This is a genomic window from Streptomyces sp. NPDC001070 (assembly GCF_053598835.1).
In genome coordinates this window covers 417,041-430,680 of record NZ_JBSFLB010000001.1, presented here as the reverse complement: position 1 = coordinate 430,680, position 13,640 = coordinate 417,041, and the positions used below count along the sequence as shown (strand labels likewise).

Annotated in this window: 16 protein-coding genes; 9 read left to right on the top strand and 7 right to left on the bottom strand. The window is 72.1% G+C overall.

Going from position 1 to position 13,640, the window contains the following annotated elements; genetic code table 11:
• Window positions 1–7: 7 nt before the first annotated feature.
• From ACWDAS_RS02065 to ACWDAS_RS02050, 4 genes are all read right to left on the bottom strand, one after another.
• Window positions 8–457, bottom strand: a complete 450-nt coding sequence (locus ACWDAS_RS02065; protein ID WP_450386544.1) for a Rieske (2Fe-2S) protein — start codon at window positions 455–457, stop codon at window positions 8–10.
• Window positions 454–1,050 carry a DUF6529 family protein gene (locus ACWDAS_RS02060; protein ID WP_450386543.1) on the bottom strand — a complete coding sequence of 199 codons (597 nt, stop codon included), beginning with the start codon at window positions 1,048–1,050 and terminating at the stop codon, window positions 454–456. Before ACWDAS_RS02060 ends, ACWDAS_RS02065 begins: the two co-directional genes overlap by 4 nt.
• A gap of 38 nt (window positions 1,051–1,088) precedes the next feature.
• On the bottom strand, window positions 1,089–1,766 hold the full coding sequence (locus tag ACWDAS_RS02055; protein ID WP_450386541.1) for a hypothetical protein: 678 nt from the start codon (window positions 1,764–1,766) through the stop codon (window positions 1,089–1,091).
• A 90-nt stretch (window positions 1,767–1,856) separates the two neighbouring features.
• A complete protein-coding gene (locus tag ACWDAS_RS02050; protein ID WP_450386539.1) occupies window positions 1,857–2,219 on the bottom strand; it encodes a DUF952 domain-containing protein in 363 nt (120 codons plus the stop codon).
• Between the two features lie 118 nt (window positions 2,220–2,337).
• On the opposite strand from ACWDAS_RS02050, the gene aroH reads away from it, so the two are divergent.
• The 5 genes from aroH (at window position 2,338) to der (ending at window position 6,949) form a co-directional block, all read left to right on the top strand.
• Entirely contained in the window at window positions 2,338–2,700 is a 363-nt protein-coding gene (gene aroH / locus ACWDAS_RS02045; protein WP_450386537.1) for a chorismate mutase, read from the top strand.
• On the top strand, window positions 2,697–3,782 hold the full coding sequence (locus ACWDAS_RS02040) for a prephenate dehydrogenase (RefSeq protein WP_450386535.1): 1,086 nt from the start codon (window positions 2,697–2,699) through the stop codon (window positions 3,780–3,782). The genes aroH and ACWDAS_RS02040 overlap by 4 nt, the downstream gene beginning before the upstream one ends.
• Window positions 3,783–4,026: 244 nt before the next feature.
• Window positions 4,027–4,770, top strand: a complete 744-nt coding sequence (gene cmk / locus ACWDAS_RS02035) for a (d)CMP kinase (protein WP_450386533.1) — start codon at window positions 4,027–4,029, stop codon at window positions 4,768–4,770.
• A complete protein-coding gene (locus ACWDAS_RS02030) occupies window positions 4,728–5,426 on the top strand; it encodes a lysophospholipid acyltransferase family protein (protein WP_450386531.1) in 699 nt (232 codons plus the stop codon). Before cmk ends, ACWDAS_RS02030 begins: the two co-directional genes overlap by 43 nt.
• A 65-nt stretch (window positions 5,427–5,491) precedes the next feature.
• Window positions 5,492–6,949, top strand: coding sequence for a ribosome biogenesis GTPase Der (der, locus tag ACWDAS_RS02025; protein WP_450386529.1), 1,458 nt, complete (start codon window positions 5,492–5,494; stop codon window positions 6,947–6,949).
• A gap of 79 nt (window positions 6,950–7,028) precedes the next feature.
• Here der and ACWDAS_RS02020 read toward each other — a convergent pair whose 3' ends face one another.
• Both ACWDAS_RS02020 and ACWDAS_RS02015 read right to left on the bottom strand, forming a co-directional pair.
• Window positions 7,029–7,268 (bottom strand): hypothetical protein, encoded by a 240-nt coding sequence (locus ACWDAS_RS02020; protein WP_450386527.1) that lies wholly within the window; start codon window positions 7,266–7,268, stop codon window positions 7,029–7,031.
• 178 nt (window positions 7,269–7,446) lie between these two features.
• The gene (locus ACWDAS_RS02015) at window positions 7,447–8,211 is read right to left on the bottom strand and encodes a hypothetical protein (protein WP_450386525.1); all 765 of its coding nucleotides are present in this window, start codon (window positions 8,209–8,211) and stop codon (window positions 7,447–7,449) included.
• A 547-nt stretch (window positions 8,212–8,758) separates the two neighbouring features.
• Here ACWDAS_RS02015 and ACWDAS_RS02010 point away from each other — a divergent pair.
• The 4 genes from ACWDAS_RS02010 (at window position 8,759) to ACWDAS_RS01995 (ending at window position 11,866) form a co-directional block, all read left to right on the top strand.
• Window positions 8,759–9,382: a LysM peptidoglycan-binding domain-containing protein gene (locus ACWDAS_RS02010; protein ID WP_450386523.1), complete on the top strand. Its 624-nt coding sequence runs from the start codon at window positions 8,759–8,761 to the stop codon at window positions 9,380–9,382.
• 113 nt (window positions 9,383–9,495) lie between these two features.
• Window positions 9,496–9,996, top strand: a complete 501-nt coding sequence (locus ACWDAS_RS02005) for a LysM peptidoglycan-binding domain-containing protein (protein WP_450386521.1) — start codon at window positions 9,496–9,498, stop codon at window positions 9,994–9,996.
• Between the two features lie 70 nt (window positions 9,997–10,066).
• On the top strand, window positions 10,067–10,351 hold the full coding sequence (locus ACWDAS_RS02000) for a hypothetical protein (RefSeq protein WP_450386519.1): 285 nt from the start codon (window positions 10,067–10,069) through the stop codon (window positions 10,349–10,351).
• Window positions 10,352–10,522: 171 nt separating this feature from the next.
• A complete protein-coding gene (locus ACWDAS_RS01995) occupies window positions 10,523–11,866 on the top strand; it encodes a glycosyltransferase (protein ID WP_450386517.1) in 1,344 nt (447 codons plus the stop codon).
• A 39-nt stretch (window positions 11,867–11,905) separates the two neighbouring features.
• Here ACWDAS_RS01995 and ctaD read toward each other — a convergent pair whose 3' ends face one another.
• Window positions 11,906–13,567, bottom strand: coding sequence for an aa3-type cytochrome oxidase subunit I (gene ctaD, locus ACWDAS_RS01990; protein ID WP_450386516.1), 1,662 nt, complete (start codon window positions 13,565–13,567; stop codon window positions 11,906–11,908).
• Window positions 13,568–13,640 lie beyond the last annotated feature (73 nt).

Genomic DNA, 13,640 nt, shown 5'->3' with positions numbered 1-13,640 from the left:
GTACGGGCTACGCGAGGAGGATCGCGCCGCCTTTTTCGGTGATCGCCTCGGCGGGGAGCGGCCTCGGGGCCGGTCCGGCGACCACGGAGGCGTCGGTGATCCGGTACTTGCTGCCGTGGCAGGGGCAGTTGATGGTGCCCCCGGAGACGCTGTTCACGAGGCAGCCCTCGTGGGTGCAGACGGCGGAGAAGGCCTTGAACTCGCCGGCCACCGGCTGGGTCACCACGATCTTCTTGTCCCTGATCACCGTGCCGCCGCCCACGGGCACGTCTGCCGCCTTCACCAGCACCTCGCCGTCCGCGGACGCGGGAGCCGACGCCGGCGCCGAGGACGGCGCGGAGGCCGGTTTCGAAGCCGGTGGCGCCGAGGTCGCCGCGGCCTGCGGCGCGCTCTCGTCGCCGTACTTGCTGCATCCCGCCAGCGCCACCGTCGACAGCAGCACCACGCGTCGCTTCATGTCGTCACCCCGACCGTTCGGAAGAACCACAACGCGGACGTCAGCCACAGCACCGTCAGCGCAGTGAAGACCAGCCCGCCGACGACCGGCAGCAACCAGTTCGGCAGTCGCTCGGCCCGCAACAGCAGCATCTTTGCGCTGAATGTCCCGAAAAAGAAGCATCCGAGCAGCGAGTGCCACATTACGCGGCTGCTGTACGTCTGATAGCCCAACGCATAGAGGCAGTGCACGGCGACCGGCACCGCCAGCAGGAAGGCGATCCGCCCCGACCAGCGGTGCAGCCCCCCGGTCCAGGACGGGGCGCGCACGCCCGGCACCTTGCCGTACATCACCAGGGCGGAGGCGAGCTGCACGAGGGCGAAGGCGAAGGCGGCGGTGGCGAGCCACGACTTGACCGCGCCGGTGCTGGAGAAGCCGGCCAGATTGAAGGCGGTGCCCGCCGGATCGTGCACCTTGCCGTAGGCGCCCAGGGCGACCGCGACCGCCGCGGCGGTGAGCGCGGGGACCAGGTGGACGACGGCGCCCCGCCGTCCCGAGGGGCGCGGCGGCGGGGCCGGGAAGGACGTGGTGGCGGCGTTCGGGTCCACACTCATGGGACGCTCCTGCTCCTGCCTGCGGACGGACGGAGGGGTCAGGGGATCGGCCGTGCGGTGAGCTGCTCGCCGTCGACGGTCACGGCGCCGGTGGCGGTGTCGATGGCGGGCGCCGCGGACGGCTCGCCGTCGCGGGAGACGATGCCGACCTGCTTGCCGTTCGGCAGCACGATCCAGCCGCCGACGACCCGAGCCCCGCGCACGGAGGCCGTCGCCCGGTACAACCCGGAGGGCTTGACCGCCCGGTCCGCGCGGAAGGGCTGGTCAAGGCCGGCCAGCCGCACCTCGCCGGTGATGCGGGCGCCTTTGAGGGTGCCGTCCAGGCGGGCGCCGTGGCCGTCGGTCAGGCGCATGGCGCCGTCGTCCTCCACGTCGCCGCGCAGCCACGCCTCCTTGGTGCGTCCGTCGCAGACGTACGCGACGGCCTTGCCCTTGCGCAGCGCGATCGCGACGCTCGCCGCGCCGTCGCCGGTGCGGCCCGCGTAGTCCGCGTCGGGACGCGGGGCCCGGGTCGTGCGGGAGGGGGCGGCCGAAGCCGAGGCCGGCGGAGCGGCGGAGGACGCCGGGGCGGACGCGGGCGACCGGGTCGCGGGCGGCTTGCCGCCCTCCTTCACGTCCACCACCGGGCGGGTGCTCGTCGTCGCGTTGAGCGAGATCATGATCAGTGCGAGTGCCAGCCCCGCGAAGAGCGTGTAGAGCGGTCCGGAACGCTGCATGTCCGCCTCCCCCGAGGCCGCGCGGTCAGGGCACCATCGAAGCGGATCGGCGGCCCTCGCGTCCAGGGGCGTGTCAGGACAAAGCGGCGCTTACGACCACACCACGAGCGCCACGGCGTGGCCCTCCGCGTCGCGCTGCACCTCCAGCATCCCGACCACCGCGCTGCGGTTGATCCGCCCGTACACGTGCGGGAAGCGCGTCTCCTCCGGCACCCCCGGCGGCGGCACCGGATCGGCCTCCTCCCACAGCACGCGGGCCTCCAGGGCCTCCTCGTCGATCAGCAGCACCATCAGCGGGCCCGGGGTGGCCCGGTAGAAGGCGTCGGCGACGGCGAGCGCGACCGCCTCGTCGGGCGCGCAGTGCACGAACCCGTCCTCGGCGAGCGACGCGGGCGCGTACGGACGGTCCGGGTCGCGCAGCCAGTCGTCCAGCGGAACCAGGTGGAAGATCATGCTTCATGGTGTACCGCAGCACCCCCGGCGTCTCGCAGGGCGGGCGTGTCCGCCGCGCCCCGTCCACCGCGACTACGCTGACCAGGTACGTACGCGCAGCAACACAGGGAGCGATGACGTGGCGGTACGAGCGGTCCGCGGAGCCGTCCAGCTGGAGCGGGACGAGGCCGAGCACATGCACGAGCAGGTCGCCGAGCTGCTCACCGCCATCCTGGAGCGCAACGGCATCGCGGTGGACGACCTGATCAGCGTCTGGTTCACCGCCACGCCCGACCTGCACAGCGACTTCCCGGCGGTCGCCGCGCGCAAGCTCGGCATCACCGACGTGCCGCTGATCTGCGCGCAGGAACTCGACATCGCCGGTGCCATGCCGCGCGTCGTGCGCATCCTCGCCCACGTCGAGTCCGACCTGTCCAAGGGCGAGATCTCCCACGTCTACCTCGGCGCCGCGGCCGCTCTCCGCAAGGACATCGCCCAGTGAGAACCGCTCTCGTCATCGGCACCGGCCTGATCGGCACCTCCGCCGCCCTCGCGCTCGCCGCGCGCGGCGTCGAGGTCCACCTGGAGGACCACGACCCGGGCGCCGTGCGCACCGCCGCAGCGCTCGGCGCGGGCACCGACGAGCCCCCGGCCGGACCGGTGGACCTCGCGATCGTCGCCGTGCCGCCGGCCCACGTCGCCACGACCGTCGCCGACGCCCAGCGCCGCGGGCTCGCCCGCGGCTACCTCGACGTCGCCAGCGTCAAGGCAGGGCCGCGCCGCGACCTGGAGGCGCTCGGCTGCGACCTGACCTCGTACATCGGCACGCACCCCATGTCCGGCCGTGAGCGCTCCGGACCGCTGGCGGCGACCGCCGACCTCTTCGAGGGCCGCCCCTGGGTGCTCACCCCGACCCCGGTCACCGAGACCGAGGTGCTCAACCTCGCACTGGAGCTGGTCGCGCTCTGCCGCGCCGTCCCGGTGGTGATGGACGCCGAGGCCCACGACCGTGCCGTCGCGCTCGTCTCGCACACCCCGCACCTCGTTTCCAGCATGGTCGCCGCCCGTCTCCAGCACGCCGAGGACAGCGCGGTGCGCCTGTGCGGCCAGGGCATCCGCGATGTGACCCGTGTCGCGGCCTCGCAGCCCGGGATGTGGATCGACATCCTCTCCGCCAACCCCGGCCCGGTCGCGGACGTCCTCGCCGAGATCGCCGCCGATCTGACGGAGACCGTCGAGTCCCTGCGGGCCCTGCAGTCCGCCGACGACGTCAAGCGCCGCGACGGCGCCTCCGGCATCGAGGACCTGCTGCTCCGCGGCAACGCAGGCCAGGCCAAGGTCCCCGGCAAGCACGGCTCCGCGCCCAAGGCCTACGACGTCGTCGCCGTCCTCATCGGCGACCAGCCCGGGGAGCTCGCGCGGCTCTTCGCGGACGCTGGGGCGGCGGGGGTCAACATCGAGGATGTGCGGATCGAGCATTCCACGGGGCAGCAGGCCGGTCTGGTGCAGCTGATGGTGGAGCCCGCGGCGGCGGCGCGTCTGTCGGTGGCGCTGCGGGAGCGGGGCTGGTCGCTGCGCGTCTGAGGGGGTCGGCGGACGGAGTGCGGCGCAGCCTGCGAAGCCCGGGAGGCCCCTTCGGGGCCGAGTGGTGCGAGTGCGGCGTCGGGGGATGGGGCCCGGCCCGGGAAGCTCGCGCCGCTCTTCGCGGACGCGGCGGCGCGTCTGTCGGTGGCGCTGCGGGAGCGGGGCCGGTCGCCGCGCGTCTGAGGGGGAGCCCGCGGAATTCGATGGTACGGAGCCGAATGGGTGGGCCGGTAACCTTGTGGGGATGGCATTGCGCCAACCGAGTCTTCGCTCCGCGCACAAGGAAGGTCCCCCGACTGTGTCGAATCCGGTGATCGTCGCGATCGACGGCCCCTCGGGCACTGGCAAGTCCAGCACTTCGAAGGCGGTCGCGGCCAAGCTCGGCCTGAGCTACCTCGACACCGGGGCCCAGTACCGGGCGATGACCTGGTGGATGCTGAGCAACGGCGTCGACGTGAACGACGCGGCCGCCGTGGCGACCGCCGCCGAGAAGCCGGTGATCGTCTCCGGGGCCGACCCGGCGGCGCCCACGATCACGGTGGACGGCTTGGACGCCTCCGGCCCGATCCGCACGCACGAGGTCACCGCCGCGGTCAGCGCCGTCAGCGCGGTGCCCGAGGTGCGCACCCGCCTGGTCGGGCTGCAGCGCGACGCGGCGGCCGGAGCAGCCGAGGGCATCGTCGTCGAGGGCCGCGACATCGGCACGACCGTGCTGCCGGACGCCACCGTGAAGATCTTCCTCACCGCCTCCCCGGAGGCCCGCGCCGCCCGCCGCGGCGGCGAGCTGAAGGCCACCGGCAGCGCCGAGGTCGACCTCGCGGCGACCCGGGACGCCCTCGTGCGGCGTGACGCGGCCGACGCCGGCCGCAAGACCTCCCCGCTGGCGAAGGCGGAGGACGCCATAGAGGTCGACACCAGCGAGCTCACCCTCGACCAGGTCATCGAGTGCGTCGTCACCCTGATCGAGGAGAAGCGGGCGGCTTCGTGAGCGGCACCTCCGCGGTTCCGGGGCCGAGGGGCGCGGCGGTCGGCCGCCGCCTCGGCATCGGGATCATCAACGGCCTGTGGCGCCCCAGGGTGCTGGGCGGCTGGCGGCTGCCCGCCACGGGTCCGGTGATCCTGGCCGTGAACCACTCGCACTACGTGGACGGTCCGGTGCTCATGGGCACCTGCCCGCGCCCGGTGCACTTCCTGATCAAGAAGGAGGCGTTCGTCGGGCCGCTGGACCCGTTCCTGCGCGGGATCGGCCAGCTCCCGGTGGACCGCCACAGCACCGACCGCACCGCCGTGACGACCGCGCTCGGCGTGCTGGAGCGCGGCGGGGTGCTCGGGATCTTCCCGGAGGGCACCCGGGGCGAGGGCGACTTCGCCGACCTGCGGGCGGGCCTGGCGTACTTCGCGGTGCGCTCCGGCGCGCCCATAGTGCCGGTCGCGGTCCTCGGCACGTCCCGGCCGGGGCGGCTGATCCGCGGCCTGCCGCCGCTGCGCGGCCGGGTCGACGTCGTCTTCGGCGACCCGTTCGACGCCGGTGACGGCACCGGGCGCCGTACCCGTACGGCGCTGGACGCCGCCACCGTGCGCATCCAGAAGCACCTGACCGGCCACCTCGAGTACGCCCGGCGTACCACGGGCCGCGCGTCGTAGCGCCGGCCTGTCCCACACTGGGGCTTGCAGCCCCCCGCACATTGACGATCGACGGAGAAGCTTTCATGGACATCGAGAACGAGTACGGCGAAGTCGGCGCGCTCGACGACGCCGAGTACGCCGAGTTCATGGAGCTCGCCGCCGAAGAGGGCTTCGACCTCGACGACGTCGCGGGTGACCTCGCGGCGGCGGGCCACGGCCCGCTCCCGGTCGTCGCGGTCGTCGGCCGCCCGAACGTCGGCAAGTCGACGCTCGTCAACCGGATCATCGGCCGCCGCGAGGCGGTCGTCGAGGACCGCCCCGGCGTCACCCGCGACCGCGTCACGTACGAGGCCGACTGGAACGGACGCCGCTTCAAGATCGTCGACACCGGCGGCTGGGAGCAGGACGTGCTCGGCATCGACGCGTCCGTGGCCGCCCAGGCCGAGTTCGCGATCGAGGCCGCCGACGCGGTCGTCTTCGTGGTCGACGCCACGGTCGGCGCGACCGACACCGACGAGGCCGTCGTCAAGCTGCTGCGCAGGGCCGGGAAGCCGGTCGTGCTGTGCGCCAACAAGGTCGACGGCCCCTCGGGCGAGGCGGACGCCGCCATGCTGTGGAACCTCGGCCTCGGCGAGCCCTTCCCGGTCTCGTCGCTGCACGGCCGCGGCACGGGCGACCTGCTGGACGCGATGCTGGAGGCGCTCCCCGAGGCGCCGATGCAGTCCTTCGGCAACACCATCGGCGGCCCCCGCCGGGTCGCGCTCATCGGCCGCCCGAACGTCGGCAAGTCCTCGCTGCTGAACAAGGTGGCAGGCGAGGAGCGCGTCGTCGTCAACGAGCTGGCAGGCACCACCCGCGACCCGGTCGACGAGCTCATCGAGCTCGGCGGCAAGACCTGGAAGTTCGTGGACACCGCGGGCATCCGCCGCCGCGTCCACCTCCAGGAGGGCGCGGACTACTACGCCTCGCTGCGCACCGCGGCCGCCCTGGAGAAGGCCGAGGTCGCCGTCGTCCTGATCGACGCCAGCGAGACGCTCGCCGAGCAGGACACCCGGATCATCTCGCTCGCCGTGGAGGCGGGCCGCGCCCTCGTCATCGCCTACAACAAGTGGGACCTGCTCGACGAGGAGCGGCGCTACTACCTGGAGCGCGAGATCGAGAAGGACCTCGTCCAGATCCAGTGGGCGCCCCGGGTCAACGTCTCCGCCCGCACCGGCCGCCACATGGAGAAGCTGGTCCCGGCCATCGAGACCGCCCTGGCGGGCTGGGAGACCCGGGTCCCCACCGGCCGCCTCAACGCCTTCCTGGGCGAGCTCGTCGCCGCCCACCCGCACCCGATCCGCGGCGGCAAGCAGCCCCGCATCCTCTTCGGCACCCAGGCCGGCACCAAGCCCCCGCGCTTCGTGCTCTTCGCCTCCGGCTTCCTCGAGGCGGGCTACCGCCGCTTCATCGAGCGCCGGTTGCGTGAGGAGTTCGGGTTCGAGGGCACGCCGATCCAGGTCTCGGTGCGGGTGCGGGAGAAGCGCGGCCGCAAGAAGTAGCCCCGTCAGGGCCGGACATGATGCCGCCCGCCCGGTCGCCCCAGCGTGGGCGTCCGGGCGGGCGGTTCGTCGTACGGCACTAGAGGCCGTGCATGCGGTTCTCGGCGAGGCCCGGGGGGAGGGCCGGGAGGTCGCCGCGGTGGCGGCCGGAGCGGTAGGGGGAGGAGGAACCCCCGCGGTCGGCGAAGCCGTTGAACTGCAGGTCCTCCTCGCCGGTGCGGTCGCCGGGCAGGGTGCGGAAGAGCCTGCGGTATTCCGAGTAGAGCGCGTCGTAGATCGGCGTGCCCTCACTCGCGGACGCCTCCTGCGCGGTGCGCATGGGGGGAATGGGGCTTCGGTACTGGGCTCGTGAGGAAGCGTCAAAGGTGTGCACGTCGTGCCAACGAGCGGCTCATCTGCGGGGATGCGGGTCGTACGGATGAATCACGCATATGCACTGCCACAGGCCAAAGGCGCGTACGGGCAGCCGTACGCGCCTTGACCGGAGCCGGAACGGATCAGGTACCGGAGAGCGGCATCGTCGCCGCGACCAGGAGTCCGTGTCCGCAGGCGCGTTCCAGGGCGTCGCGCAGCAGGTCCTCGCGGGGCTGCTGGCCGATGGAGCCGTGCGGGGCGGCGTACACGTAGACCTCGTTGGACTTGTTGACCGCCTGGCGCCAGCCCTCGCTCACCGCGAGCGGCTGGTGGGCCTGCCACCACGCCCCGGCCGAGCCCGGCTGCAGGATCGCGTGCAACTGCCCCATGGCGAGCAGCACGGACCAGCCGGGCAGCGGGGAGGGCGGGGTCGTCATGTCGCTCACCGGGAGGAAACCCTGCTCGATGAGGATCGGCAGGAAGTCGTCGCCGGGGCCGGTCTCGCCGGGGCGGGCGATCGGGCCGGTGGGCTCGATGACCAGGGCCGGGCACACCTCGTCCTTGACCAGGACCAGTCCGCAGGTGATGCCGAGCACCGCCTGGCGCGGTGCGGCGGCCGCCTCGGCGGCTCCGGCCTGGTCCTCGCCGGCGATGCTCTGCACCGCGCCCTGCAATTGCTCCTCCGAGACCGGCACGACCTGGGAGGGGATGCAGGTCGCGTGGGCGAAGGCGAGCACGGCGGTCTCCTCCCCGACGAAGAGCACCGTGCTGGTGCGCTCCTTGGAGGTGTCACCGGGGGTGCGGCAGGAAGTGCAGTCGTACGTGCCGGGCGCGCTTTCGCCGGCCAGCAGGCGTGCCGCCTCCTCATCGCCGATCTCGGCTCGTACCTCGTCGCTGACGTCGAGCATGGGCGGCACTGAAGCCTCCTTGGAAATGTACGGCTACGGGCTCCTTTGCCGGGCCTCGCCCGGCACATAGTGACAACGGCCGATCTGTGGCGGGAGTCACGGCCTTCTTCGCGCGCGCTCATGTGTCCGCGTGCGGAGGGTGAACGGCGGTGCGGAGCCGGTCACTCCCCGTCCCACCTTTCACCGCGGGACGCCCCCGTGCCTATGAGACGGGTCACATGGCGCATATGCACTGCACTGATATGCCGTAAAAAACGCCATCAATCCGGTGTCCAGAATAGGTTCTTACTTCAGGTAACCCTCAAGTGGCCTGCGATGAGAGGAATTTGTTTGGTGACTGAACGCGACGCTGCCTAGATTTGCCCGCCGTGTGCAGAGAGCACCGCCCGGGAGAGCTCGCACGGAGGGTGACGGTGAATCGGAAGGTCATCGGCCGGCGGGCGAAGGGGACGGGAACCGCGCCGGATGCGTGGGGCCCCCGTCCGTCGGGTGCCGTACCGCGGGTACGGCGCCAAGGGGGAACCCCGGGTCCGTGGAGAGGGATTCCATGGCCGTATCAGCCAAGTACCGTCAGTCCGCAGTCATGGCCGGCGTCACCGTGCTGACCCCGCTGGCCCTCATGGCCGTCGCGGGACCCGCGAAGGCCGCCGGCAGTGGGGTGTGGGACCGCATCGCGAGCTGCGAGAGCGGTGGGAACTGGCACATCAACACCGGCAACGGGTACTACGGAGGACTCCAGTTCTCGGCCGGGACCTGGCGCGCCTACGGCGGCACCGCGTACGCGGCGACCGCTGACCGGGCGAGCCGGGAGCAGCAGATCGCCGTCGCCACCAAGGTGCAGCGGGCGCAGGGCTGGGGTGCCTGGCCGACCTGCTCCGCCCGCGCCGGCGCCTACGGGAGCGCGCCCGGCCGCGGCACGGCCCCGGCGACGCCCGAGGCGAAGCGGCAGAGCACCTCGGCGCCCGCGCCCGCGCGCGGCGCGACCGGCCACGCCGACCGCGGCCGCAACCGTGCGAAGGGGCACGGCGACTACGGCGTCCGCCCCGGCGACACCCTGAGCGGCATCGCGGCCGCCCACGGGACGACCTGGAAGAAGCTCTACGCCGTCAACAGGTCCGTCATCGGTGCCGACCCGAACCTGATCCACCCCGGTCAGCGCCTGTCGGTCTGATCCTCCGCGCATCACCGGCCCACCCCGGCGGCTGTGCTCCGACCGGGTGGGCCTGACGCGCACATGGCGTGGCGGGCGGCGACGCCCGCCACGCCGTCCCTACTCTGGCCCCCATGTCCCGTCCCCGCCGTCTCGCGGTGACCGCGTTCGTTCTGCTCGCCACCTGGGCGGCCCTCGCTCCCGGGGCCGCCAACGCCGACGGGCACGCTCCTGTCTGGCTGGAACTGGCGACGTGCGAGAGCAGCAACCGCTGGAACACCAACACCGGCAACGGCTTCTACGGCGGGCTGCAGATCTTCCAGCCCACCTGGGTCGAGCACGGCGGCCTCGACCTGGCCGCCAGGCCCGACCGCGCCACTCCCGACCAGCAGATGACCGTCGCCGAGGAGATCCTGCGCGACCAGGGCTGGGAGGCCTGGCCGACCTGCGCGCAGCGGCTGCGGCTGTCCGGCCGGGCGCACGCGGTCCAGCCCGGCGAGACCCTGGAGAGCATCGCCCGGCGCTTCAGCATCAGCGGAGGCGCGGCCGAGCTGTACCGGACGAACCAGGACGTGATCGGGTCGGACCCGACCCGGCAGCTCACTCCCGGAACACTGCTGCGCCTGCCGCGGTGAGCTCACCCGGCTCGCCGCCGAGGACGGGGGCAGGCTGTCCCAGTGGCAACTCGAGGGCTGGGCGGGGGCCGTGTGGTTCGCCGACGCCCTCGCGTCCTGCACCGCCGCCGGCGCCGAGCCCACCCGCGCTTGCGTCGAGCGCTTCGTCGGGCACGGCGCCCCCTGCGACGCGCGGGGCCTGCTGATCCCGGTGCGCTTCAGGGCGCTCGCCGAGCCGCCCGTCGCCCGGCGGGCCTGTCTGTCGGTAGCCCGGTGGAGTGACACGGCGGACGGCGGCGGGGACGCCTGGATCGCCAACGGAGACGATATGGAGCGCAATTGCTTCGACGTGCCGCAGCCGCCCTATCGCGCCTGAGAGGTGCGATCCCGGAAGGACGCCGCACGGTCGCGCCAAATATCACAGCCCGGACACAGTGGGAACACAGGAAGGTGAACGTATGCAACCCGAGGGTCAACCACCCGGTCTTGCTGATCACGAGGAGCGGACGTCGAGTCCGTGGCGGGGCGGAGAACACGGGGACGACGGATGCGCATCTCATTCCTGATCCACAACGCGTACGGGGTGGGCGGGACCATCCGGACGACCTTCAACCTGGCCGGGGCGCTCGCCGAGCGGCACGAGGTCGAGATCGTCTCGGTCTTCCGTCACCGGAAGGATCCGGTACTCGGCCTCGACCCGCGGGTGGTACTGCGCCACCTTGTGGACCTGCGCCGCGGCAGCGCGACGTGCGACCTGGACGACCCGCTGTACCAGCGGCCGGCCAAGGTCTTCCCGTCCGGCGAGAACCGCTACGGCCAGTACAACGGCCTCACGGACCAGCGGATCGCGGCCCATCTCGCGGCGCTGGACGCCGACGTCGTGATCGGCACGCGTCCCGGCCTGAACGTCCACATCGCACTGCAGGCGCCGCGTCACGTGGTGCGGGTCGCCCAGGAACACCTGACGCTGGAGACCCACTCCACGCCGCTGATCCTCCGGCTGCGCCGGCTCTACCCGCGGCTGGACGCGGTCACCACGACGACCGAGGCCGACGCCGCCGCGTACCGCCGCAGGCTCCGTCTGCCCGGTGTACGGGTGGCCGCCCTGCCGAACAGCTGCCCCGACCCTGGGGTCGCCCCGAGCACGCTGGACGCCAAGTACGTGGTCGCGGCGGGCCGGCTCGCCCCGGTGAAGCGCTATGGGGACCTGATCAGGGCCTTCGCCAAGGTCGCGGCCGAGCGCCCGGACTGGGGCCTGCGGCTGTACGGTTCGGGCGCCCAGAAGGAGAAGCTGGAGCGGCTCATCGAGCGGCTGGAGCTCGGTGAGCATGTGCAACTGATGGGCATGGCGGCGCCGATCGAGCCGGAGATGGCCAAGGGCTCGCTGCTCGCGGTCTCCTCGAGCCTCGAGTCGTTCGGCATGACCATCGTGGAGGCGATGCGGGTGGGGCTGCCGGTGGTCAGCACCGACTGCCCGCTGGGCCCGGGCGAGATCATCAGCGACGGGGTGGACGGCCTGCTGGTGCCGCCCGGGGACACCGACGCGCTGGCCGGCGCGCTGCTCCGGCTGATCAACGACGGGGAACTGCGCAAGCGGATGGGCCGGGCGGCCCTGGAGAAGGGCGTCCGGTACGACCCGGCGGAGGTCGCCGGTGCCTGCGAGAGGCTGTTGCAGGAACTGCTGGAGCGCCGCTCGGGCCCCAGGGGCCGGCTGCACGCGGGGAGCCTGTACGTCGCGGGCATGGGGCTGGGGCTGGTGTACTCGGGCAGGGACCTCGCCAGGGAGGCGCAGCGGAGGGCCCGCAGGGTCCGCAAGCGGCTGAGGGCCAAGGTGGCGGCGGGACTCGGCAGGCGGGCGGCCCAGGAGGGCGCCGCGGAGGACGGTGCCTAGCCGGGCCGCCCGGGGACCGGCCGAGGCCGTTCCCCGTGGTCACCCCCGCTTCTCGGCCCGCTCGGCGATCTCCGGGTGGTGGAGGTCGAAGGCGGGGGACTCGGAGCGGATCCGCGGCAGCGTCGTGAAGTTGTGCCGCGGCGGCGGGCAGGAGGTCGCCCACTCCAGTGAACGGCCGAACCCCCAGGGGTCGTCGACCTCCACCCTTCGTCCGTACCTGGCGGTCCGCCAGACGTTGTAGAGGAACGGCAGGGTGGACAGGCCCAGCAGGAACGCCCCGATCGTCGAGATCGTGTTGAGCACGGTGAAGCCGTCCGCCGCCAGATAGTCCGCGTACCGCCGGGGCATGCCCTCCACGCCCAGCCAGTGCTGGACCAGGAAGGTGGTGTGGAAGCCGGTGAACAGCGTCCAGAACTGGATCCTGCCCAGCCGCTCGTCGAGCATCTTCCCGGTGAACTTCGGCCACCAGAAGTAGAAGCCGCCGAACATCGCGAAGACCACCGTCCCGAAGACCACGTAGTGGAAGTGGGCCACCACGAAGTACGAGTCGCTGACCTGGAAGTCCAGCGGGGGCGAGGCGAGGACCACCCCGGTGAGGCCGCCGAAGAGGAAGCTCACCAGGAAGCCGACCGCCCACAGCATCGGCGTCTCGAAGGACAGCGAGCCGTGCAGCATCGTGCCGATCCAGTTGAAGAACTTCACTCCGGTGGGCACCGCGATCAGGAACGACAGGAGCGAGAAGAAGGGCAGCAGCACGGCGCCGGTCACGAACATGTGGTGCGCCCACACCACCATGGACAGCCCGGTGATGGCCATCGTCGCGCCGATCAGCGTCATGTAGCCGAAGATCGGCTTGCGCGAGAACACCGGGATGATCTCGGTGATGATGCCGAAGAACGGCAGCGCGATGATGTAGACCTCCGGGTGGCCGAAGAACCAGAACAGGTGCTGCCACAGCAGCGCGCCGCCGTTGGCGGGCTCGAAGACCACCGAGCCGAAGCGCCGGTCCGCCTCCAGCACCAGCAGCGTCGCCGCCAGCACCGGGAAGGCCATGAGCACCATCACCGAGGTGAACAGCACGTTCCAGGTGAAGACCGGCATACGGAACATCGTCATCCCCGGCGCCCGCATCCCGACGATCGTGGCGACGAAGTTGACCGCGCCGAGGATGGTGCCGAAGCCGGCCAGTACCAACCCCATGATCCACATGTCGGCGCCGATCCCCGGCGAGCGGGTCAGGCTGTTCAGCGGCGCGTAGGCGAACCACCCGAAGGAGGCCCCGCCGGTGGGGGTCAGGAAGCTGCCGAGCACGATCAGCCCGCCGAAGAGGAAGAGCCAGTACGACAGCATGTTCAGCCGGGGGAAGGCCACGTCGGGCGAGCCGATCTGCAAGGGCATGATCTCGTTGGCGAACCCCGCGAAGGTCGGGGTGGCGAAGAGCAGCAGCATGATCGTGCCGTGCATGGTGAACAGCTGGTTGAACTCGTCGTTCGACATCAGCTGCAGGCCGGGACGGGCGAGCTCGGCGCGCATCAGCAGCGCCATGACTCCTGCGGCCAGGAAGAACCCGAACGACGTGACCAGGTAGAGGTGACCGATCTTCTTGTGGTCGGTGGTGGTCAGCCAGTCCACCACCAGCCGTCCCGGTCGCCGCGGTGCCGCCGCCCGCTCGGCGGTGGTCCGCGCCGCGTACGTCCCCATCCGCGCGCTCCCTCGCTGTAGGAGATCCTGCCGGCAGTCGACCTTTCGTACAGTCTCGGGCAGACGACCCATC

Excerpts from the sequence above, each read along its gene's own strand:
- ACWDAS_RS02060 (WP_450386543.1), bottom strand. The coding sequence starts at position 1,050 with ATGAGTGTGGACCCGAACGCCGCCACCACGTCCTTCCCGGCCCCGCCG.
- ACWDAS_RS02050 (WP_450386539.1), bottom strand. The coding sequence starts at position 2,219 with ATGATCTTCCACCTGGTTCCGCTGGACGACTGGCTGCGCGACCCGGAC.
- ACWDAS_RS01995 (WP_450386517.1), top strand. The coding sequence starts at position 10,523 with ATGCGCATCTCATTCCTGATCCACAACGCGTACGGGGTGGGCGGGACC.
- ACWDAS_RS02010 (WP_450386523.1), top strand. The coding sequence starts at position 8,759 with ATGGCCGTATCAGCCAAGTACCGTCAGTCCGCAGTCATGGCCGGCGTC.
- ctaD (WP_450386516.1), bottom strand. The coding sequence starts at position 13,567 with ATGGGGACGTACGCGGCGCGGACCACCGCCGAGCGGGCGGCGGCACCG.
- ACWDAS_RS02020 (WP_450386527.1), bottom strand. The coding sequence starts at position 7,268 with ATGCGCACCGCGCAGGAGGCGTCCGCGAGTGAGGGCACGCCGATCTAC.
- cmk (WP_450386533.1), top strand. The coding sequence starts at position 4,027 with ATGGCATTGCGCCAACCGAGTCTTCGCTCCGCGCACAAGGAAGGTCCC.
- ACWDAS_RS02005 (WP_450386521.1), top strand. The coding sequence starts at position 9,496 with ATGTCCCGTCCCCGCCGTCTCGCGGTGACCGCGTTCGTTCTGCTCGCC.
- der (WP_450386529.1), top strand. The coding sequence starts at position 5,492 with ATGGACATCGAGAACGAGTACGGCGAAGTCGGCGCGCTCGACGACGCC.
- ACWDAS_RS02015 (WP_450386525.1), bottom strand. The coding sequence starts at position 8,211 with ATGCTCGACGTCAGCGACGAGGTACGAGCCGAGATCGGCGATGAGGAG.
- ACWDAS_RS02065 (WP_450386544.1), bottom strand. The coding sequence starts at position 457 with ATGAAGCGACGCGTGGTGCTGCTGTCGACGGTGGCGCTGGCGGGATGC.
- ACWDAS_RS02055 (WP_450386541.1), bottom strand. The coding sequence starts at position 1,766 with ATGCAGCGTTCCGGACCGCTCTACACGCTCTTCGCGGGGCTGGCACTC.